The organism is Geosporobacter ferrireducens, from assembly GCF_001750685.1.
In the GTDB taxonomy this organism is placed as follows: domain Bacteria; phylum Bacillota; class Clostridia; order Peptostreptococcales; family Thermotaleaceae; genus Geosporobacter; species Geosporobacter ferrireducens.
Genome location: NZ_CP017269.1, coordinates 1217017 through 1238178 on the forward strand (window position 1 = coordinate 1217017; position 21162 = coordinate 1238178).

Annotated in this window: 19 protein-coding genes; 7 read left to right on the forward strand and 12 right to left on the reverse strand. The window is 39.6% G+C overall.

Annotated elements, in window-relative coordinates; translation table 11 throughout:
- On the reverse strand, window positions 1–216 hold the full coding sequence (locus Gferi_RS06210; RefSeq protein WP_069974757.1) for a heavy-metal-associated domain-containing protein: 216 nt from the start codon (window positions 214–216) through the stop codon (window positions 1–3).
- Window positions 217–246: 30 nt separating this feature from the next.
- Complete coding sequence (locus Gferi_RS06215) at window positions 247–2712, reverse strand: heavy metal translocating P-type ATPase (protein ID WP_069974758.1); 2466 nt, start codon at window positions 2710–2712, stop codon at window positions 247–249.
- A gap of 609 nt (window positions 2713–3321) precedes the next feature.
- On the opposite strand from Gferi_RS06215, the gene Gferi_RS06220 reads away from it, so the two are divergent.
- Genes Gferi_RS06220 through Gferi_RS06230 form a run of 3 tightly spaced genes read left to right on the forward strand, consistent with a single transcriptional unit; the run spans window position 3322 to window position 5559 of the window.
- Complete coding sequence (locus Gferi_RS06220; protein WP_069974759.1) at window positions 3322–4116, forward strand: amino acid ABC transporter substrate-binding protein; 795 nt, start codon at window positions 3322–3324, stop codon at window positions 4114–4116.
- Window positions 4117–4138: 22 nt separating this feature from the next.
- On the forward strand, window positions 4139–4810 hold the full coding sequence (locus Gferi_RS06225) for an amino acid ABC transporter permease (RefSeq protein ID WP_069974760.1): 672 nt from the start codon (window positions 4139–4141) through the stop codon (window positions 4808–4810).
- 11 nt (window positions 4811–4821) lie between these two features.
- Entirely contained in the window at window positions 4822–5559 is a 738-nt protein-coding gene (locus Gferi_RS06230; RefSeq protein WP_069974761.1) for an amino acid ABC transporter ATP-binding protein, read from the forward strand.
- Between the two features lie 45 nt (window positions 5560–5604).
- Here the strand turns inward: Gferi_RS06230 and Gferi_RS06235 are convergent, their stop codons facing one another.
- The 4 genes from Gferi_RS06235 to Gferi_RS06255 form a co-directional block, all read right to left on the reverse strand.
- Window positions 5605–6726 (reverse strand): alanine dehydrogenase, encoded by a 1122-nt coding sequence (locus Gferi_RS06235; RefSeq protein WP_069974762.1) that lies wholly within the window; start codon window positions 6724–6726, stop codon window positions 5605–5607.
- Window positions 6727–6741: 15 nt separating this feature from the next.
- Complete coding sequence (locus tag Gferi_RS06240; protein ID WP_069974763.1) at window positions 6742–8151, reverse strand: Na+/H+ antiporter NhaC family protein; 1410 nt, start codon at window positions 8149–8151, stop codon at window positions 6742–6744.
- Between the two features lie 106 nt (window positions 8152–8257).
- Window positions 8258–9532 (reverse strand): glycine/betaine/sarcosine/D-proline family reductase selenoprotein B, encoded by a 1275-nt coding sequence (locus Gferi_RS06250; protein WP_083273408.1) that lies wholly within the window; start codon window positions 9530–9532, stop codon window positions 8258–8260.
- Between the two features lie 11 nt (window positions 9533–9543).
- Window positions 9544–10824 carry a glycine/sarcosine/betaine reductase component B subunit gene (locus Gferi_RS06255; RefSeq protein ID WP_069974766.1) on the reverse strand — a complete coding sequence of 427 codons (1281 nt, stop codon included), beginning with the start codon at window positions 10822–10824 and terminating at the stop codon, window positions 9544–9546.
- A 295-nt stretch (window positions 10825–11119) separates the two neighbouring features.
- Here Gferi_RS06255 and Gferi_RS06260 point away from each other — a divergent pair, with 295 nt between their 5' ends.
- Window positions 11120–12550 carry a sigma-54 interaction domain-containing protein gene (locus Gferi_RS06260; RefSeq protein WP_069974767.1) on the forward strand — a complete coding sequence of 477 codons (1431 nt, stop codon included), beginning with the start codon at window positions 11120–11122 and terminating at the stop codon, window positions 12548–12550.
- Window positions 12551–12619: 69 nt separating this feature from the next.
- Here Gferi_RS06260 and Gferi_RS06265 read toward each other — a convergent pair whose 3' ends face one another.
- Together Gferi_RS06265 and Gferi_RS06270 are read right to left on the reverse strand one after the other, a co-directional pair.
- Window positions 12620–13306 carry a TIGR00266 family protein gene (locus Gferi_RS06265; RefSeq protein WP_069974768.1) on the reverse strand — a complete coding sequence of 229 codons (687 nt, stop codon included), beginning with the start codon at window positions 13304–13306 and terminating at the stop codon, window positions 12620–12622.
- A gap of 130 nt (window positions 13307–13436) precedes the next feature.
- Complete coding sequence (locus tag Gferi_RS06270; RefSeq protein ID WP_069974769.1) at window positions 13437–14042, reverse strand: hypothetical protein; 606 nt, start codon at window positions 14040–14042, stop codon at window positions 13437–13439.
- A gap of 272 nt (window positions 14043–14314) precedes the next feature.
- On the opposite strand from Gferi_RS06270, the gene Gferi_RS06275 reads away from it, so the two are divergent.
- The 3 genes from Gferi_RS06275 (at window position 14315) to Gferi_RS06285 (ending at window position 15480) form a co-directional block, all read left to right on the forward strand.
- Window positions 14315–14506, forward strand: a complete 192-nt coding sequence (locus Gferi_RS06275) for a CooT family nickel-binding protein (protein ID WP_069981326.1) — start codon at window positions 14315–14317, stop codon at window positions 14504–14506.
- 21 nt (window positions 14507–14527) lie between these two features.
- Window positions 14528–14944 (forward strand): DUF3842 family protein, encoded by a 417-nt coding sequence (locus tag Gferi_RS06280; protein ID WP_069974770.1) that lies wholly within the window; start codon window positions 14528–14530, stop codon window positions 14942–14944.
- Window positions 14945–15039: 95 nt separating this feature from the next.
- Window positions 15040–15480 (forward strand): hypothetical protein, encoded by a 441-nt coding sequence (locus Gferi_RS06285; RefSeq protein ID WP_069974771.1) that lies wholly within the window; start codon window positions 15040–15042, stop codon window positions 15478–15480.
- A gap of 20 nt (window positions 15481–15500) precedes the next feature.
- Here Gferi_RS06285 and Gferi_RS06290 read toward each other — a convergent pair whose 3' ends face one another.
- The 4 genes from Gferi_RS06290 to acsV form a co-directional block, all read right to left on the reverse strand.
- The gene (locus tag Gferi_RS06290; RefSeq protein WP_069974772.1) at window positions 15501–16184 is read right to left on the reverse strand and encodes a DUF3786 domain-containing protein; all 684 of its coding nucleotides are present in this window, start codon (window positions 16182–16184) and stop codon (window positions 15501–15503) included.
- Window positions 16185–16200: 16 nt separating this feature from the next.
- Complete coding sequence (locus Gferi_RS06295; protein ID WP_069974773.1) at window positions 16201–17376, reverse strand: PP2C family protein-serine/threonine phosphatase; 1176 nt, start codon at window positions 17374–17376, stop codon at window positions 16201–16203.
- A 3-nt stretch (window positions 17377–17379) separates the two neighbouring features.
- Entirely contained in the window at window positions 17380–19089 is a 1710-nt protein-coding gene (locus tag Gferi_RS06300; RefSeq protein ID WP_069974774.1) for a [Fe-Fe] hydrogenase large subunit C-terminal domain-containing protein, read from the reverse strand.
- A gap of 102 nt (window positions 19090–19191) precedes the next feature.
- Window positions 19192–21126 (reverse strand): corrinoid activation/regeneration protein AcsV, encoded by a 1935-nt coding sequence (acsV, locus tag Gferi_RS06305; RefSeq protein WP_069974775.1) that lies wholly within the window; start codon window positions 21124–21126, stop codon window positions 19192–19194.
- Window positions 21127–21162: the final 36 nt, after the last annotated feature.

The following is a 21162-nucleotide window of genomic DNA, read 5'->3' on the forward strand; positions in this document are numbered from 1 at the left end:
TTATAATCCCTTGATCCCTACTACATCGTATCCTGCTTCTTCAATAGCACCTTTGATTTGCTCATCGGATAGTTCCTGATTCATTTCTACTACTGCATTTTTTCCTTTTAGATCAACTACTACACTTACAACTCCTGCTAACTCTTTTAATGCCTCTTCTACGTGTCTTACACAATGACCACAGCTCATTCCTTCAATTGAAACTAATTTTTTCATTTTTATTTCCTCCTTGATGATAAAGTTTTTTTATTTATAAGGTTTAAAGTTTTTTAATCTTAATGCATTTGTCAGTACGGATACAGAACTTAGAGACATAGCCGCTGCAGCAAACACAGGGTTTAGTTTAGGTCCACCAAATGCATATAATAAGCCGGCAGCCAGGGGAATCCCTGCTATATTATAGGCAAAGGCCCAGAATAGATTCTGCTTAATATTTCTTAGTGTACTCTTACTTAACTGAATGGCTGTTGGTACATCCATCAAGTCACTTCGCATTAATACAATATCTGCAGATTCCATTGCCACATCTGTACCTGAACCGATAGCAATTCCAATATCTGCCTGCGCTAGTGCCGGTGCGTCGTTGATTCCATCTCCAACCATGGCTACCTTTTTGCCTTCCTCCTGCAGTTTTTTTACTTCATTGGCTTTATCTTCAGGCAACACCTCTGCTAAAACTCTATCGATTCCAACTTGCTTTGCGATTGCTTGTGCAGTTTTCTTATTATCACCCGTTATCATAGCCACTTCAATGCCCATTTCATGAAGCCTTTTGATTGCTTTGGCACTGCTTTCCTTCACCACATCGGCTACTGCAATAATTCCAGCCAACTGATCTCCTATTGCCATATACATCGGTGTTTTGCCTTCTGATGCCAACCGGTCTGATTCGTCCTCCAACTGTGTCAGTGCTATATTTCTTTCTGCCATAAGCTTTCTATTCCCTAGGAGGACCACCTGTCCATCCAGCTCTACCTCAATACCATGACCTGGTATCGCTAAGAATCTGTCCAGTTTCAACATCACCAGATTTTCCTTTTCTGCTCCACGCACAATAGCCTCACCCAATGGATGCTCTGATCCCTTTTCTGCGGATGCAGCAATTTGAAGCAGTTTATTTCGGTCGATCACATCCGTGGTGACAATATCGGTGACCTCCGGTCTCCCCTCCGTAATGGTTCCAGTTTTATCAAATACGATGGTCTGTACTTTATGGGTAGTTTCGAGGGCTTCTCCCCCTTTAATCAGTACGCCATACTCTGCGCCTTTACCAGTTCCAACCATGATCGCAGTCGGTGTTGCCAGTCCAAGGGCGCAAGGGCAGGCAATTACAAGTACCGCAATAAAGATTGTCAAGGCAAAAACAGTATCTTGGCCGCTAAAATACCAGATGAATGCGGACAGGGTAGCAATCACAAATACAATCGGTACAAAGTAGCCGGATACAATATCTGCCATCTGGGCAATCGGTGCTTTGGAGCCTTGCGCATCCTCTACCAGCTTGATAATCTGCGCCAATGCGGTATCAGTGCCTACTTTTGTTGCTCTAAATTTGATAGAGCCGTGCTTATTGATACTTGCACCAATCACTTTATCTCCTACTTTTTTATCTACCGGAATACTTTCACCGGTTAACATAGATTCATCAATTGTAGTGTGACCTTCGATGACTTCGCCATCTACCGGAATTTTTTCACCCGGCTTTACAAGTATAATATCCCCTACTTCTACTTCTTCTATCGGTATTTCTATTTCTTTATCCTCTTGAATAACAATCGCTGTTTTTGGTGCCAATCCCATCAGCTTTTTAATGGCCTCTGAGGTTCTTCCCTTTGATACAGCCTCTAAGTATTTACCTAGAAGAATCAATGTAATAATTACCCCGGCTGTCTCAAAATATAGATCATCTACATACATAAAATCATAGATAGAGATTCTGTAAATTGAGTATATGCTGTAAATTACGGCTGCAGCCGTTCCCATGGCAATCAATGAATCCATATTCGGACTGCGGCGAATAATTGCCTTAAATCCCACAGTATAAAACTTATATCCCGCTATGATTACCGGAATTACCAATACCAACTCTACTAATCCATATAACAATGGAAACTGCATCGGCTCCAACCATGCTGGAAGTTTCCAGCCTAACCATGGCACCATAGGTCCCATGGCGATATACACAAGGGGTATTGTAAATATGGCGGATATAACGAACTTGATCCACAGCGTCTTGATTTCTTTTTCTTTTCTTTCTTTATCTTCATCTACTCTATTTTTATTTTCAACCTCTAAAGGGGTATAGCCTGCCTTGGTGATTGCCTGTTTTATTTCAGACAGCCGTATATCTTTAGGATTGTATTTAACGCTTACCTTTTCAGTAGCAAAGTTAACGGCCACGCTCTCTACACCTTTCAGTTTTCCAACAGCCTTCTCGATGGCTTTTGCACATGCTGCACAAGTCATCCCCGATACAGGCATCGAAACTTCTTTTGTATCATCTTCTTCCTTTGCTTCATAGCCAGCTTTTAAAACGGCGGCTTTTATTTGCTCTATGGATACTTTATCCCCATCAAAATCTACATTCATTTTTTCAGTAGCATAATTCACACTAACCTTCTCAACACCATCCAGTTTGCCTACTGCTCTTTCTGCTGCTTTGGCGCACGCGGCACAGGTCATCCCTAGAACCTTCAGATTTTCCGTTTGCATTCCTCTCACTCCTTTAAATTCCCTTATTCAATCTAAGAAATATCTTATAAATAAAATTGCTTTATTTTAGCTTCATACCATACCCCCCTTGGGTATCTTGATTCTATGTTAAACCTTCTTCTAGATCTTGTCAATAGGTTTTCAAAGAAATTTTTTCAAAGTTTTCATTTTCGCATAAGTAGATTAGTGCGACATATTGGTGGAGTGTGGACCTATGTGTCCACCCGTTAATTTTGCCGTCTCTTTGGGCAGACACACAGGTCTGCCCCTACCGCTATCCTTATGTGGGAGACAATGTAGGGGCGCACAGTGTGCGCCCGCTAATGATATGCATCGGGAGAACAATGTTCTCCCCTACAGGAAATAACAGCCTGTCGGTATGTGATGCATGGAACACTCCCTGTGGTGTTCCCCTGTATGTCGCACTAATCTACTGCTATCCATGATTTGCATTTGAATCTATCCATATTGAAAATGATCCCTTCCTACTTAACTGTATGCTAATTATATGTTACCCAAAAAATATTAATGGTTGACATGAAAATTTCATGATGGTAGAATAAATACATAAATTCATATCAAAATACTATGGTTTAGGAGGAAGTTAAAATGCTGTTTAAGAAAAGAACTTTAGCCTTGATATCATTGGCTTTATTGATGTTAGTTGTAGTTGTTGGTTGTACATTAAATCCTAGTAATGAAGTAGGTAATCCAACGATTACCATCGGTACCTCTGGCGGCTATCCCCCATTTACCTTTATGAATTCCGAGGGTAAATTAGATGGATTTGAAATCGATGTATGGAATGAGATCAGTAAAAGAATTGGCTATGAAGTAAAGTTTGAAACTGCAGAATTCAGCGGTCTGTTCGGAATGTTGGATACGGGTAAAATCAATACCATATCCAATCAAATTACGATCACAGAACAGCGAAAAGAGAAATATTTATTTCCAACTCCCTATGTATTTTCCGGAGCCCAGTTAGTGGTTAAAAAGGGAAATGAAGAAATCAAATCCTTAGAGGATCTGAAAGGGAAAAAAATAGGTGTTAGTTTAGGATCAAATTATGAACAGCTTATTAAGGAATATGATGTTAACAATGAAATTAACGTCATCACTTATGAGGACTTTATAGGTTCCCTTCAAGATGTGGCGATCGGTAGAATTGATGCGGTTATGAATGATAAGCTTGCCGGAGTGGTTAATATTCAGAAATCTGGACTGGACTTACAATTAGGCGGCGATCCTGTAAAGCCATTAGAAAACTCTTTCCCATTTGTAAAGAGCGATGATAATGAAGCTTTAATCGAGAAAATAGATGAGGCCATTATAGAAATGAGAGAAGATGGTACTTTAGAAAATATTTCCAACAAATGGTTTAATACAGATATCACCAAAAAATAAACTAGAGTGGTAGGTAATAAAGATGAATCTGAATATTGATACTGCATTCATGCTGGGAGTTTCTCCAAGAATCTTTCAATATGTACATGTGACCCTCAGTCTAACCTTCATTTCTTCATTGATTGCCTTGTGCATAGGAACCACACTGGCATTGATTGCAACCTATAGAATCAAACTTCTGTATCCATTATCAAGGGTCTATATATCCTTTTTTAGAGGAACACCTTTGTTGGTACAATTATTCCTACTTTATTACGGAATACCTCAAATTATCCCACAGTTTTCCAGGATGAACGCTTATACCGCCGCTTTTTTAGGCTTAAGCCTTCATAGTGCCGCTTATATGGCGGAATCTATTCGGGGAGCTATCAAGTCAGTTGACAAAGGACAAATGGAAGCTTGTCTATCTCTGAGCATGACTCCTTGGCAAGGCATGAAAAGAGTTGTCCTTCCCCAAGCAGCCCGCGTTGCCATACCTTCTCTGGGCAATAGTCTCATCGACTTAGTGAAAAGTTCTTCCCTCGCCTTTACACTAGGCGTATCAGAAATGCTGGCACAAGCTAAAATGTCAGCTGCAGCCACCTATAAGTTTTTCGAAAGCTACTTGGTCGTTGTAATGGTTTATTGGCTGATTACCATTTGTATCGGTTATTTTTTAGAAAAGCTGGAGATGCGTTTAAATAAAGCCTATTAGAGGATGATTCTATGATTAAAATTCAAAATTTGCATAAGCGTTTTGGAAACAATGAGGTTTTAAAAGGCATTGATTTAGAAATAAACCATGGAGAAGTAGTCGTTGTTATTGGCCCCTCCGGTTCAGGTAAATCAACGCTGCTAAGATGTCTTAATTATTTAGAAACCCCTGATAAGGGAATCCTAGCGATCAATGGTTTTCAGGTAAATGCTGAGAAAGTTCATAAACAGGAAATTCGTAACATTCGTAAATCCAGTGCCATGGTATTTCAAAGCTATAACCTTTTTAAAAATAAAACTGCACTGGAAAATATAACAGAAGCCTTGACCACTGTAAAGAAAATGTCTAAATCCGAAGCGGAAACAGTGGGTGAAGCATTACTCACCCAGGTTGGATTGCTTGAAAAGCGAAACCAATATCCATCTTGCTTATCAGGCGGACAACAGCAGCGAATCGGTATCGCTAGAGCCATGGCAGTAAACCCCCATGTAATATTATTCGATGAGCCTACTTCTGCACTGGACCCCGAATTAGTGGGTGAAGTCCTAAGTGTTATACGCAGCTTAGCCGAAAAACACATGACCATGATCATTGTAACCCATGAAATGGGTTTTGCCAGAGAGGTAGCCGATCGCGTAATATTTATGGATCATGGTGTCGTTGTTGAGCAGGGAACACCAGATGAAATATTCTGTACACCAAAACATGAAAGAACACAAAAGTTTCTAAAACAGATTATTGAAAAATAGAAAAACTCCATTACGGAGTTTTTTCTATTTCTATAATATTTATCGCTACGCTCTCATCCCTAAAGCTTCTTCCGGAGTAATATAGGAACGATTTTGCTTCTTACCGGTTTCTTCTAAAGTGAGATTTCCAAAATAAAAGGATAATCCCTTCCGTAGTGCTTGGTTCTCAACAAGCGCTTTTTTAGGCCCCTTATTTGCAAGCTCGAGGGCATAAGGAAGTGTTGCATTGGCCAGGGATTCCGTTGCTGTCCTTGCAAATGTGGAAGGGATATTGTCTACACAGTAATGGACAATCCCTTCTTCTATATATATTGGATCATCATGACTGGTAGCTCTGCAGGTTTCTATTGCACCTGCCTCATCACAGGATACATCAATAATTAATGCCCCAGGTTTCATCATTTTTAGCATATCTTTAGACACTAAATGATCTTTTCTCCACTTTGGCCAAAGTATGCAATTCATGAGTACATCGGTCTTCTTTAAACATGCAATGAGATTATTATGATTGGAGCATAATAATTCCACATTGGGTGGAAGTTTGTATTTTGCCTGCTCTAGCTTGTTCAAGTCGATCTCTAATATAGACACTTGATTTTGAAAAGCTGCTGCAAGCTCAGCTGCGCCTAAGCCTGCCGTCCCTGCGCCAATAATAGTAACATGGGGTGTCCTTACGCCATGAACTCTATTTAACATCAGACCACTGCCATGATTCGATTTCTGTGCATATTGGCAAGCCATGATAAAACCACCTTTGCCTGCAAGCTCACTCATAGGTTTTAGCAGTGGAAATTCTCCATTTTGATCTTGTATATCTTCATAGGCAATGCCAATCACATTCTTCTCTAAAAAGGCATCGGTTTGCTCACGATGGGCATTAGAATGAATATAGGTAAAAATAATCAATCCTTCTCTTAAGTATTGAAACTCTTCTGGAAAAAACTCTTTTACTTTATAGATCATTTCACTCTTTTCAAAAAGCTTATTTCTGTCAACAATTTCAGCCCCTGCCTGAATAAAATCTGTATCCAAAAACCCTGCCCCTATCCCGGCGCCCTTCTCCACGAGTACAGAATGTCCTTGATTTATAAGCCGTTTCATACAGTCCGGTGTTGATGCTACTCGGTATTCCTGGGGTTTTATTTCTTTTGGAATTCCTATAATCATCAGCGTCCCTCCTTATTAGAGTGTAATTCCAAGGATTAAATATAATACACAGGTAAGTGCACCAATAGATAGGGCATAGGGAATCTGCGTTTTCACATGATCTATATGATCGGCACCAGCTCCAAGGGATGATAAAATGGTTGTATCTGAAAGGGGCGAGCAATGATCCCCAAAACAGCCTCCTCCAACTACTGAAGCAATGGTTGCATAGACTAAACCTGTAGCAGCTCCTCCTGTCATATCAAATGCCAAAGGTACTGCAATTGGAATCATAATCGCGTAAGTTCCCCATGAAGTACCGGTAAAGAACGAAATAAACGCACAGATGACAAAAGTAAATACCAATAACAATGTAGGCGTAATCCAATTACTTGTTGCATCAATTACAAAACTGGCTGTCCCCAGCTGCTTTGTGATGCTGTTCAAACAATAAGCCAATGCTAAGATAATGATTGCCGACATAACGCCTTTGATTCCATTAATAGATGTCTCCACTAATTCTTGAATGGTTCCCATTCGTTGTATTAGCATTACAATAAACTGGTAAGTAACAGCTGCAATAAATGCCTCTAATGTTTTGGCCGAACCAAGAACCAGGTATGTACCGACCGTTGTAGCAATAATGATAATTGCCGGCATGAAAAAATTTATAAACAAATTCGGTTTGATTCCTGCGTTTGGCTTTATTTCTGATAATTCTTTGCCAATAAGGGGTTTTGCGCCATCCGCAAGTACTTTTCCTTCTTCCCTCGCTCTTTTCTCAGCTTTTTTCATTGGACCGAAATCCGGGATAATACCGGCTGCAATCAATCCTACCATAGCAATTGCAAATATTCCGTAAAAATTATATTTCACCATTTGTACCACTGCATTTTGTGCAGTCATTTTATCTGCAAACACGCCGATTCCCACCAATAGGCCTGCAATATATATCCCCCATGATGAAAATGGGATAAGGGTGCATATTGGAGCGGAGGTCGAATCACAAATATAAGATAATTTCTCTCTGGATACTTTAGCTTTGTCCGTAATATCCCGCATAACCGTTCCTGTATATAGCGGACTAAAGTAATCACTAAAGAAGATAAAAATTCCTAACAGCCAAGCTAGCAATTGCGCACCACGTGCTTTGATGCTTTTGTTTTCAAGGGCCTTTGTAAATCCATCAATCGCACCTGATTTTTGAAACAATGCAACCAAAATACCAACAAATACCTCAATGCCTAATACCCAAATAAAGTCTGCATTGCCAAGGGCACCTTGCATCAGTTGTGATACCCCTACAAATATGTTTTGCCCTGTGATTACAAGACCAATGAGACATCCTACAATCAGTGAAAATATAGCATCTCTGGTAATAAACGCCAATGCAAGCGCTGCCACTGCCGGCAGTATTGACAATATTCCAAAATTAACTGGCTCCATATTGAATCCCCCTTTATTTTTATTTATGGTTTACAAACAACTTAGAGAGTAAATGGTATCCTATTAACTTATACTGATAATTTCATTCCTTTCTTCAAAAATAAAATTAATAATCCTTTTTTAGTAAATCCAATGCCTTTTCTACTAATTTAACTCTTTTTTCTTGCTCTTTATCCTCTGGTAATGCAGGGTCACCAATAGGATAGGGAATTGCTACTGCACCTATGATTCTAACAGCTCCCACCGTTTTTGAAATCGGTGTGATTGTACAAATATGTGTTACTGGGATTCCAGCACTTTCAACTGCTTTTACGATCGTTGCTCCGCAACGTGTGCAAGTACCTCAGGTACTCGTCATAATTGCAGCATCTACCCCTGCTTTTTTCAGCTCCTCTGCGATTTCTTTTCCCATTCTGGTTGCATCTGCAACGGATGTAGAATTTCCCGTCGTTACAATAAAGTAATCATATAAGCTGCCGATTTTCCTTTTCTTTTCTAATCTTCGCATAATATCAAGAGGTACAATTCTATTAGGATTGTCATTGGCATAAACGGGATCAAACCCTGCATGCACAGATTCATACTCACCTCCATTCAAAGAATCAAGTGCTCTTATGTCATACTTCATCCAAAATTTTGCTGTAGCCGCCGGCAAATGGTCTGCATTTCCCTTAGGTACAACACCCCCTGACGTTAATAATGCAATCTTAGCTTTGGATAAATCTGCTACAGCCTTTGCTGCTTGTATGGCCTCATACTCAGGTATAGGAACTTCTGTTTCATATGGCTTGCCGGACAGTTTATTTATCAGCATGTCCAGTGCCCTTTCTGCTCCTGTTTTTTCCTTAAATATATTCATCCGAATACCCTTTGGAATATATCCTTCTTCTTTTGGAAGTCCCAATTTCTCACCATTTAGCAATTTATTGGCCAATTTTACCATCAGCGGTACGGCTTTTCTCATAGCTGCTGCTGAGTTACCCGTTTCGGCGATGTAAGTTTTATCTTTGTAAATATCTACTGCAGGATTTTCTGCATACAGCCCAGTCAAAGTCGGAATATTATACTTTCCCTCAATACTGGCACAGATGTCTCCACAGGCCATCCCAAATCTTCCTGCATTAAAAGCCGGACCTGCAATAACCAACTGCGGTTTATATTTTTCAATTTGCTGGTATACGAAAGCTCTTGCAGTTTCCATGTTCTGCGCATAGTAGTTGTCTCCACATATGATCGTTGCAACAATTTCACCGCCTATATGGTCTTTGAAAAGATTAGCGGGTCCTATAACTTCTTCTCGCACTTGCGGAGGTACATCCGCCTGATCTTCCCCTCCAATTTGTCCAAAAAATTGATTTGTATAAAAAATAACTCTCTTCATTCGTCCCCCTCCTAAACAGTCACTGCACTGAGCTTACTGTAGCCCTGCAAATTATGGCTTCCCATAATCCCATGAATTTCTATAATCAATCCCCCGTCTTCTTGGATTGAGCCCACAAAACCTCCTGTTACATGCTCAATGGCCTGGAGGTCTCCCAGTATTTTATCCATAGGTGGAATTTTTATAGTCGCATTGCTATTGCCCGTTGAAACAATCGCATCTGCTTTAACGGTTCCATCAGGAAGAGACTCTGACTTACCATCTACACCTGCATCCTCATTACTTATGAGTACGGTTTTAATCCCTTTTTTCTCTAATCTTTCGCAAATCATCATCAAATCCGTTGTGGGATTTCCAAACCCTTCCTGGGATATAACTACACCCTCTACGCCAAGCATCTCTACGAGCTTTACAGTAAATACGGAATTTCTAATTTTATCCTCTAAGGTTACCATTAAAGGATTTAAAACAATGCCGGCAAAATTTATCTCCAATCCATGTCTTTTAAAACATTCTCGTATAACGGCGTTGTTCTGGTGATGAAAGGTAGTTGTTTTTGATCCTGGCGAAACACAATTTCCACTGACAATGGCCCCATCAAATACTTCTAATGGTGAAATGATGCTTGGTGAAATCTTTTTAGTGTCTTTGCCGTAAAAATAAGTGTCATGCAAAAGTCCCTGGCTCATGCAAAGATATACATAGGCAACACGGGGCAGTTCCTTCGTGTCGGAAGCGCTGTCTCCGAAATGATTCCAGAAATATTTATTTGCCCTATCATATTCTGCGTTCAGAACCTTCTTAGCAATATAATGAGCAGCTTTAATTCCGGCAATTCTTACTGCCTCCTCATGCTCATGGGGATGCAAACCCTCTTTTTTCTGAATGTGGATTACAATATTATTCAGGTGGGCGAAAGGAGTGTATTCTGCAAGAGGACCACACATATCGATGATTCCTTCCTGGAATCCCACAATCGGTCCGGTAGTAATCACCGAACATCCTTTTAGTGCATAGGTTACACCACTGCCTACTGCTTCTATTTTTCCGTCAATTCCTGGAAAAGCATCCCCATTCAACTTGGCCCTTGGTTCAATTACATCTTTTACAGGTATAATTCTTACGGACTCCCCCGGCCTGGCTAAGTCTATCTTTACACCCGCAATCCTTTCGTCTGCTCTTAATAAATCAGCAATCTCATCTTTATTGATATACAGTATGTGATCCATGATTTCAATCTTATCTCCAAACTGTACATCCTTGATAAAAATCTCCCTTACCTCAAGCTCCAAAAGTATCCCTCCTTATTTTAGTCTCCATAGTCAATTTGCAAAGAACATGCCACTCCATAGCAAAATTCTCATATATTTAAAACTGTGTATTTAAGGCTGTTACGTCATTTAATGGTTTCTGCTTCCCTTACAGTTTTTTGAATAGATGCAAAATTTTCTGCAATATTGCTTAAAATTTTCTGACATATTCTGTGATTTATTCTGTTAAAGGACTAATTTTTGTGCTAGAATTTTTAGTATCAACTACGCATATTCGCAGTTTATTCTCTGAATATAATTGGAGGTGTAGCGGAAAATGTTTGACAACGATTATAACGTAAAAGATTTATTAGATATTAACTACATTGATGGAATAACAATGGTAGATCAACACGGTAAAATTGTATATACCGTACGATATAACCCTAGATTTGATAACGAAAGCGATACATATGATGTATTAAATAAGAATTATTTAGAAGTATATAACTTGGATAGCCTTGAAGAAAGCACGATCTACAATTGCCTAAAACAGGGTATTCCTATAACAAAAAGTCATCAAACCTTCTCGGATTATCGTGGGAGAATTTTAACAACAAAAAATATAACCATTCCAATTATTAAGAATGGCAAAATACTAGGTGCTGTAGAATTGTCAAAAGACATTACCACCAATGAAGATGTAAAACGTAAATGCAGCAGACCAACTAATTTTCCCGCAAAAAAGCCGCTTCCTTGCGAATTGAATCTTGCTCAATATACATTTAAGGATATCACTACGCAAAACAAGTATATGCTTGAAAATATTGAAAAAGCTAAGCTGATTGCAGACAGCTCTTCTCCCATACTCATATACGGCAGTACAGGTACAGGTAAAGAATTATTTGTTCAATCCATACACAATCATAGTTATCGCAGGCACAAACCTTTTATTGCGCAAAATTGCGCGTCTATTCCTGAAACATTGATGGAAACCACCCTATTTGGCAGTGTGGTTGGCGCTTATACCGGCGCTTCCGATACACCTGGAATTTTTGAGTTGGCCGATGGCGGCACTTTATTTTTAGATGAGCTGAATTCTATGCCTTGGTCCATGCAGGCAAAATTTCTTAGGGTATTACAGGACGGATTAATCAAACGGGTTGGTGATACTAAATATAAAAAGGTGGATGTAAGAATTATTGCTGCCATGAATGTCGATCCTTTGGAAGCACTTCACAAAAAGTTATTGAGAGATGATATATTCTACAGGCTAAGTGTAATCAGCTTCAAACTCTTGCCGCTTAAAGACCGGAAAGAGGATATTATGCTTCTGACAAATTATTTTATTTCTATCTACAATCATAAATTTAATAAAGCAGTCACAACCGTATCAAAAAAAGTAGCAGAGTTATTCTATACCTATGATTGGCCCGGTAATGTGAGAGAATTACAGCATATCATCGAAGCCGCCATGAATATAACCAATACAAATACAATTCATATTGATCACTTGCCTATTTATATTACAGAAAAATATAATCATTTACAGGAACCCCTCCTGGAAGATTTTCTGATTTCTCCAAAATCTGAAGAAAGCATTCTGCCGCTAAATGAAGCCATTGAGGCCATAGAGGTATCTATGATCAAAAAAGCACTTAAAAAATCTGCAGGCAATATGTCAAAAGCTTCTAAACTACTCAAAGTCTCCAGGCAAACCCTGCAATATAAGATTGACAAATATGGATTAGATCTAGATAAAGATTAAAAAAGGGGCAGATACATGATCTGTCCCTGTGAAAAAATGTCTTCTTTTTAGCAATGTACATCGCTTAGACTACTCACTCTTTCCAGTTGGCAAGAAAGGCATCAATTGTCCAGCTAAGTTTGGAATTGGCATGGTCTGTAGCCATACCTTTCCTGGACCGCGAAGCCTCGTCAGAAATAACCCTTCCCCTCCGAAAAGCATATTGGTAATTCCTTTAACCCTCTCAATTTCAAACTGCACAGAAGGTTCAAACATGGCCACGTGTCCAGTATCCACTTTTAATTCTTCTCCTGCACGCAGTTCATATTCGATAACAGAGCCGTCGATCTCAACAAAGATCATACCTGGACCGGTAACCCGCTGCAATATAAAGCCTTCGCCGCCAAACAATCCGGCGCTAAAACGCTGCCTGAAATGGATCTCCAGCTTTGCAGATCGCTCTCCTACCAGGAAACTTCGTTTTTGACAAATCACTGACTGTCCACCCTGTAGATTCAATGGAATAATGGTGCCTGGAAAAGAAGCTGGAAATGCAATCGTTCCAGTAGTCTCTCTGCAATGATAATTGGTCATAAAGAGAGACTCTCCCGACAGTTTTCTCGCAATTCCGCCTAAAAGACCCCCTTCCATGTTGGTATCCATGTCGAATCCAGCAGTCATCCACCCCATACCTCCGGATTCTGTAAAAACAGTCTCTCCCCGCTGCATCTCTAAAATCACAACAGGAAGGTTCCCTCCCCTTATTTCGTATTTCATAAATTATCCCTCCAATTCTTATCACTAAATTATATTCTTCCCGCTTTATTTCCATTATCCTTTTTTCAGTCATAAAAATACAGTCATATTTAATTCTATGACTGTATTGCAAATGTTTTTCTGCTGGTTATTAAAAAGCAATAAACTGGCTGGCAAAGGCAAAGAATTCATCAGGATCTCCTAATGGTGTACGGACATTACTGTTTTTATGAAAATCTGGTTCCCATTTGTCTACGTGCTTCAACATGCTGAGAATATCCTGTATGACAGATAAATTGACAAAGATTCTTTTTTCCTTCAGCTGACTTTCCAACTGGGGGTGGGTTTTAGCCATTTTGTACAGAGCAACTACACCTTGGTAAATTACGCGATAATCTGTGGATTCTTCAATCACTTTTAATACAGATGGCACATATTTCCCTACTTCCTCCGCATCTTTAGAAACAGCGGATAAGGATTGGAAAGCATATTCCTTAAAAATACTGCTGTCCATCTTATCAATAGTATTCAATATATAAGGAAATAATTCTTCCAGTTCCAACGTCTCAATCACTTTAAAAAAATGAGTTGTTAGAGAACTCTTTTCCTCGATATGCTTTTCCAGTTCCTGCAAAAGTTCACCTACAGTTCTAGGATTGTTCACTATTTGCAATTCCTTTTCAATCTGTATTTTTCTTCCATTCTCCAGTTTCTCTAATATCTGTTTGATTTCTTGATTTAAGAATCTTTTTTCCATGGATACACCTCCGCTCGTCCATATTTTACCCCTATTCCTAAGTAAATAAACCAATAGCAAAATGGATTTACAGGTTTTATATATCATTTAAATCCTTTCAACATTTCAATACATTCAGAAAACTTGCATTGACGAAACTTAGGAATTTATGATATGCTTTTAACAAAGAGACCTGTAATATGTATTTTGAAATCATGAAGATTTCTTTAAGCTGTCGAAACAGCCTTAGAGGAATCTTTTTGCAAATTTACAATAAAAACGGAGGAATGAACATGTGTGAGTCCATTGCATACCTAGCAACACCTCAAGGTGAAAAGAAAATCATGGAGAATGTTGTTTACATGAAACCCGAAAATGGTAAAGTATACTTAAGTGATTTATTAGGAGAGCAAAAAATTGTTGAGGGTTATGTAAAAGAAATTCGTCTGATCGACCACAAGATTATCATCGAAGAAAAGAAATAATGAAATTTGGGGGACCTATAGATGATTATTGCAGTAATAGATGGAATGGGTGGAGGAATCGGGAGCCAGATTGTAACACATCTTCGGCAGGAGCTTCCTCCTCATTTTGAAATATATGGTCTTGGAACCAATGCAACAGCAACCTCTGCCATGCTGAAAAATCATGCCAATAAGGGAGCAACTGGAGAAAATGCCATCATGGTATCCATTAAAAAAGCCAGTGTCATTTTGGGTCCTGCTTCCTTAGTTATACCCAACGCCATGATGGGAGAGGTTACCCCTAGGATTGCTACAGCTATTGCAGATGCTGAAGCTTTAAAAATTCTGCTGCCGATTCTGCCTGATAATTTTGAATTGGTTGGATTGGAAAACAAACCATTAATGCTGTTGATTAAGGATGCAATCGGCATTCTAAAAAAAGAGTTCAATATTAAATAAACTGACAAGCCCTATCAGAACTATCAAATTTCAAATCACCCATGATTGCCTGAAGGGTTATCATAACTATTAAGAAAAAGGAGAGAGATATTATTATGCATTCTGATGACAAAAACCATCATTCTCATACCCATCATGATCATTCTCACAATCATGAACACAATCACAGCCACGGACATACCCATGAAAGCAATAGCGGACACAGCTACCATCATGAACATGAGCATCATCATGTACATAATCATGAGCACGACCACGCTCAAAGTCATGGTCACGACCATCCCCACGATCATGACCATGGAGACCACAACCATGAACATCCATCACCAGCAAGTATAGAGAATGATGAGAAAACCCTTCGTGTACTGCTGGTTCATTGGATTAACCATAACCGCTCCCATCAGGACAGCTTCCAACAATGGGTAGAAAAAGCAAAAATGATGGATCGCCCAGAGGTTGCTGCCCATATCCAAAAAGCGATTGAGTATATGGAAATGGCCAATGGCATGCTGGTTGAAGCAAAGAAGCATATGTAATAGATAAAAAGAGGAATTATCTAAATCAATTCCTCTTTTTTATGCTTATTTTCATAGAGGCCCTTCCAATTCGGAATTTTTCCATGGTTCCTCAGTACACCAACAGCCACATCCCCTACCACTGCCAGATCCTCTGCATCAAAATAATAGGGCGTATTCATATCAAATAAAATGTTGGCAGCAGGAGCAAGCTCCTCATCTCCTTTCCAAAGGATAAACGTGAGGTAGACATTATTCATGAATTGAAAACGGCAGCCTATATCTCCTGTCTTTACAAGCTGGCCTCCAATGGCTTCAAAGGCTTCCTTTACTTCCTCCAAGCGGTTGCCGAAAGCTCTTGCCAATCTCATGATGGTACGGCTATTAAAATTACTGTAATACACATGTCCTCCGGGTATTTCCTTGTAGGTGATATCCTTGCCTGTAGGGGGAATTCCTCTGGCATTTGCCAAATAGCGCAAAAAAAGCGTCATGACTGCATATACCTCTATGGGTTCCCCTTCCTCAGTGTAGACTTCACCAGCAGGATACTGAACATAGTATAGGCTTCCCATCATATGTACTGTGAAGCGTTGACGTTCCGGGTCATAGGGGGCGCTTGCCAATTCTGACATCATGAAAGGATCTTTATCCTTAAAAATATCCCTTATAAACTCATAGGGTACCTTTCCCTGCCGATCTTCTTTTACTGCTTGATAATCCATTTCCATTCCTCCTATTTTAATAATAGTGTACATAAACCACTTTCCCTATCTTTTTAAGCATATTTATCAATTCCCCTACGATTCTTAATTTCATGGGTATAGCTGAAGCTGCATCCTGACTTTGATGTGCTGGATTCACAGCTCTCCCAACAAAAAAATTTACGTGGGTACAATCATAAAGGAGTATCTGCGTCAGCATGGCTGCACCATTCTTTTCTTTTATTCTGCCTGAAATCTCCCTTGTCAGCGAATGGGTATGAAAGAGTTTTAATTGCTCTAAGGTTTCCCGGAGGGTTAGAATTCCCTCTGTTACCAATTCAAAACCCTTCATGTGCGTAATCGGAGGAATCTGTGCTGTCACAGTAGTAAGATCCATCTGCATATCACAGTTTAATTCTCTGGCAACAATATTGGCTGCAGTACCTCCACAAATTATTTTTTTCCCAGGACTCTGCACCAGCTGCTGCACCACAGCAGCATCATTCTCCTTATGCAGAGGCGGTCCTGTAAATAAATTTATGTACTTCGGCTCTTTCAATTGTATTGCAACTGCAGTGGTATCGTCCCCCGGCTTTCCGTCATATAAGTCACGGCACGTAGCAATTAATGCCTTTGAAATATATAGGCTGTTGTGCTTCGGACATAGTCTATTTAAATATTGGGCTACATTTTCCCAAGTCCAGCCTAGATTAAAGATCACTCCTAATCCAGCATGGATTACGCCGTCAGATACAGCAATGACGCAGTCTCCTTTCTGGAGCTGAATTTTGCTTTGATAAACCTTCTTCCCATTAATCTCTACCGCTACTCCGGAATTTTTATAAACCTGATTTCCCTCTTTATCATAATAAAAAATGGGTGGATTATCAAACTGAATGATGGAAGCCTCACCATTATGCCGGACATACACAATCGTAAAGGTAGAGTAGGCAATTTTTCGCACCTGACAAATTGGTAAAGTATTTACAATGGTATCCACTACTTCTGTTATATCTAATCCCTCTTTGAGCATCGTAGCAGCAATCTTCGCCGTCATTGTGGCCAAGATATGAGCCTTCACACCGCTGCCCAGGCCATCAGAAAGTACTACAATCATTCCATCCTCAGTTCTTACCACTTCCACCTGATCCCCACAAAGCTCTTCTCCAGTCTTATTTAATTGATCCCATCCTACTTCAATAAAGTATTCCATCTCTTAATCCCCCGATTGGTTGAGTGTAAGCTCCATTAGCCTTGTTAAAATCACCTTGGTTTCTGCAGTAGTTTCTCCAAGCAAGCTGGCAATTTCCTGGGCTACACGCATTTGCTTTGCAATGACGTGCTCTGCTGCTTCCACTGTGTTTTTCTTCATTCGCAGCAGTTCTTTCTCCTTTTCCTCTTCTTTTGTAATATCATTTAGAATGGCAAGAATCACATCCTGCTTTTCAATATATAAAAGGTTCAAGATCACCGTCAGATTCTTATCCTCCAGACGGATCTTCTTACCATAGATATTCTTCTTCGTTTCAAATACTTCTACAAAGTTTGAAAAATCTATGATAGATACCAGATGAAGATCATCCCCTTCACTTTTTTCAACCTGTAGATGATGAATCGCTGCAGGGTTGATACTCTTAATCTTTAAATCTCTTCCTACAAGAAAAATGAAGTTTGGCGAATGCTCAAAAATGAGATTGGAAATAGTTTCACTCTTATTTCTCATAAAAGGCAGGCACATATAGGTTTGAGCCATTTCATTGTAAATGGCTTCAGCTTTTTGTCGGCAAGTTTGGTAGCCACAAGTACCACAATTCAGCTCGTCACTTCGCTTCATTTTTCCCATTTCCTTGAGGATACTCTCTAGGACGTCCCGTTCCGGTATCTTATGCTCCGGTTTTCGGTCACTAAAGCTGCGTGAAAAGTCAAAGGGAAATCCTTCGGCTTCTTTTATTACACGTTCTGCTGCCGTTTCACTATATCTGCATACCTGTTTTTTTCGTTTGAAAAGATTTCCTTTGCTTCGCGAAAAGGATGATCCCGTAATACAGCCATTATTACAAAAACATAGTTCTACGATTGCAGGCTCTAAACTTCCTTGTTTCATACACTCCAGTACCTCTTTACATTGTCCCGCACCCTCTACGCGGATGAAGTCCCTTCCATCAAGGCCAGCCAGCTCTCTTAAAGCAAAAATGCCTTCAGTGGGAAAAAGTTTCGCCTGCCTCGTACCTTCATCTTCAAAAGATCTTTCTTCCGCGCTGGCTAAATCTATTTCTTCTTTATTTATCCATTTTTCAAGATCATAGAAAGTAAATACAGCATCTACTGCCCCCTCCTTCACAAACTCAATAAATTCCGCTTTCGCCCCAATACACGGGCTAAAATAAACAACCTTACACTGGTACCCATATTTTTCTTTGAGCATTTTTCCATGGGCGATCATAGGTGGTACTACCTGCAGCATATAAGGGTTCAGTTCTGAATAGTATTTTTGCACCCACAGATTCATCGTAGAGCAAGTGGTTGTAATAAAATACTTTTGCTCTTTGGAAAAGATACTTTTTCGGTATTCTTCATAAACCTTATCTATCCCTAAGGTCGTTTCTTCAACATACTGGAATCCCAGCTGCTTTAATACACCTGCAAGACGCTTATAATCTTCACCAAAGTAGGCCACATAAGCGGGATCTACAGAAGCAACCAGTGTTTTCCCATTAGCAAGATAAGCCTTTGTTCTAATTAAATTATTCCGATTACTTTGAGGATTTTGAGGACATAGGATAAAGCACTTTCCACAGGCAATACATCGGCTTTGCTCTATTTTTGTTCGTCGGTCATTAAAAGAAATTGCCTTTACCGGACAAATTCGTATACATTTGTAGCAATTGTTGCAAGCATTTTTAGATAGTGTTAAAACTGTATTCATGGCATTTTTCCTTTCGGATCTTCAGACAGTCTATAGTTAAGTTACTTTACAAAAGAAGATTCCTCTGCAAGTTCTTATCTGTAGAGAAATCTTCTTAACAATCTATTGATTATTTATTTTCACCGATGACGATGGAAAGCGTTCAATATCTGTATGAGGTAAAAAGCAAGCAGATATAAACTCATCCATATAGCTTGGATAAGCACTCAGCTCCATATAGGTCATTTGGCCTGCAATCGTTTCAAGTTTTCTGCGTGCATCTTCACTCATCAGTGTCAGATAACAGCCCATCAGCGAACTATTGCCGATATAAACATATTTGTCTCTATCAATATCAGGGAACAAACCGATTTGTATAGCCTTATCAATGGCTAAACTATTGCCGATTCCACCTGCTATATATACACGGTCAATGATGCTCATGTCCAGACCCAGGCTCTCAATCAAAGTGGCCGCTCCGGAATATACAGCTCCCTTAGCCTTAATAAAATTGTCGATATCAATTTCTGTAACGGTAATGTCTTCTTCCAGGTTCCATTCTTCCTTAAACACAAGTACATATTCACCAATTTCATATTCATCAAATCGAATCCGCGGCGTTTTTAAATCTCTGTTTAATTTTCCTCTCCGATCAATGATGCCCGTAACCATCATTTCCGCAATCAAATCAATTAATCCAGAACCACAAATCCCTTTAGGCGTTTCTTCGCTGATAATTTTCATCTGAGGTTCTCGTGTGAATGGATCAATAGAGACTCGCTCAATGGCACCAGGAGCTGCACGCATACCACTACTGATTTCACCGCCTTCAAAAGCTGGTCCTGCAGAGCATGCACAAGTCATGAAATAATCTTTGTTTCCAAACACAATTTCTCCATTAGTACCCAAATCAATGAACAATACATTTTCCTCAGATGCCCATATGCCTGAGGATAATACGCCCGCAGTAATATCTCCTCCAACATAGCTGGCCACTGAAGGTACAATATAGATAAAGGTTTCTGGATTTGCTTCTAACTCTAATTCCGATGTTTTAATGAATGGTGCACGAATAAAAGCCGGTATATAAGGTTCTCTACGCAAATGATCAGGATATACGCCCAACAGCAAGTGACACATGGTGGTGTTGCCAGCCGCAACGAAGGCAATCACTTCATCTTTCCCTACGTTTGCCTCTTCGTACATTTTTGTCAACAGTGGATTAATCGTTTCATGAATGATGGCATGAGTCAGCTTTTCGAGTCCGCCCCTCTTGGTCGCATAAATAATTCGGTTAATCACATCGGCGCCATATTTCATTTGTGCATTACCAGAGGAAGCCTTTGCCAAAAGCCTTCCTTCATAGAGGTCTACAAGGCAAGCCGCTACAGAGGTAGTCCCAATATCTAAGGCCACACCATACAATCGATTTCGAGTATCTCCAGCCTCGATATTCACAATGGTGGTGCGGTTATCTCCTCTGGGTATATGGGTGATGGTAACCTTAAAATCATTGTCCCTCAGCATATTTGGAATTTTTCGGAGCATCGGCAGTCTGCAAAATACTTTGTTAAAACCTAAATGAATACGGAGATGTCTTTTTATCCTATCCCAGTCAGAAATATTATCATCTAATGTGGGCAGTTCAATCTCCAGATAATCCTTCTTTACATAGGAGCCAAAGGACATTCCATTATCAATCACTTGCTTACGGGCCCTTTCAAAAATTTCCTTTTCTCGAGATTCTGATATTCCTTCAATTCTCATTCCTGACATATTCGTAGCATGACTATTAGGTATTTCTACGGTAATATCCTCTAAAATTTTGGTCTCACAAGCCAATACAAAACCTTCCGCCCACTCTTGATCTTTAATATGATGGGTTTGTTTTGTCTCTGCTTTTCCTTCCTTTAGCTTTACTTTGCACTTTCCACAGGAGCCGTTCCCATTGCATGGCGCATCCACAAAAACATTGGCACGCCTTGCAGCCTCCAACAGATTTTCTCCCAGATCTGCCTTCACTTCTACGTTCTCTGGTACAAACCTTACTTTAACCATAATGTTATACCTCCAAAAAATATCTTTTCCCCCGAA

Bases quoted from the DNA above. Each gene is read 5' to 3' on its own strand.
- Gferi_RS06210 (WP_069974757.1), bottom strand. From the start codon at position 216: ATGAAAAAATTAGTTTCAATTGAAGGAATGAGCTGTGGTCATTGTGTA.
- Gferi_RS06215 (WP_069974758.1), bottom strand. From the start codon at position 2,712: ATGCAAACGGAAAATCTGAAGGTTCTAGGGATGACCTGTGCCGCGTGC.
- Gferi_RS06220 (WP_069974759.1), top strand. From the start codon at position 3,322: ATGCTGTTTAAGAAAAGAACTTTAGCCTTGATATCATTGGCTTTATTG.
- Gferi_RS06225 (WP_069974760.1), top strand. From the start codon at position 4,139: ATGAATCTGAATATTGATACTGCATTCATGCTGGGAGTTTCTCCAAGA.
- Gferi_RS06230 (WP_069974761.1), top strand. From the start codon at position 4,822: ATGATTAAAATTCAAAATTTGCATAAGCGTTTTGGAAACAATGAGGTT.
- Gferi_RS06235 (WP_069974762.1), bottom strand. From the start codon at position 6,726: ATGATTATAGGAATTCCAAAAGAAATAAAACCCCAGGAATACCGAGTA.
- Gferi_RS06240 (WP_069974763.1), bottom strand. From the start codon at position 8,151: ATGGAGCCAGTTAATTTTGGAATATTGTCAATACTGCCGGCAGTGGCA.
- Gferi_RS06260 (WP_069974767.1), top strand. From the start codon at position 11,120: ATGTTTGACAACGATTATAACGTAAAAGATTTATTAGATATTAACTAC.
- Gferi_RS06265 (WP_069974768.1), bottom strand. From the start codon at position 13,306: ATGAAATACGAAATAAGGGGAGGGAACCTTCCTGTTGTGATTTTAGAG.
- Gferi_RS06270 (WP_069974769.1), bottom strand. From the start codon at position 14,042: ATGGAAAAAAGATTCTTAAATCAAGAAATCAAACAGATATTAGAGAAA.
- Gferi_RS06275 (WP_069981326.1), top strand. From the start codon at position 14,315: ATGTGTGAGTCCATTGCATACCTAGCAACACCTCAAGGTGAAAAGAAA.
- Gferi_RS06280 (WP_069974770.1), top strand. From the start codon at position 14,528: ATGATTATTGCAGTAATAGATGGAATGGGTGGAGGAATCGGGAGCCAG.
- Gferi_RS06285 (WP_069974771.1), top strand. From the start codon at position 15,040: ATGCATTCTGATGACAAAAACCATCATTCTCATACCCATCATGATCAT.
- Gferi_RS06290 (WP_069974772.1), bottom strand. From the start codon at position 16,184: ATGGATTATCAAGCAGTAAAAGAAGATCGGCAGGGAAAGGTACCCTAT.
- Gferi_RS06295 (WP_069974773.1), bottom strand. From the start codon at position 17,376: ATGGAATACTTTATTGAAGTAGGATGGGATCAATTAAATAAGACTGGA.
- Gferi_RS06300 (WP_069974774.1), bottom strand. From the start codon at position 19,089: ATGAATACAGTTTTAACACTATCTAAAAATGCTTGCAACAATTGCTAC.
- acsV (WP_069974775.1), bottom strand. From the start codon at position 21,126: ATGGTTAAAGTAAGGTTTGTACCAGAGAACGTAGAAGTGAAGGCAGAT.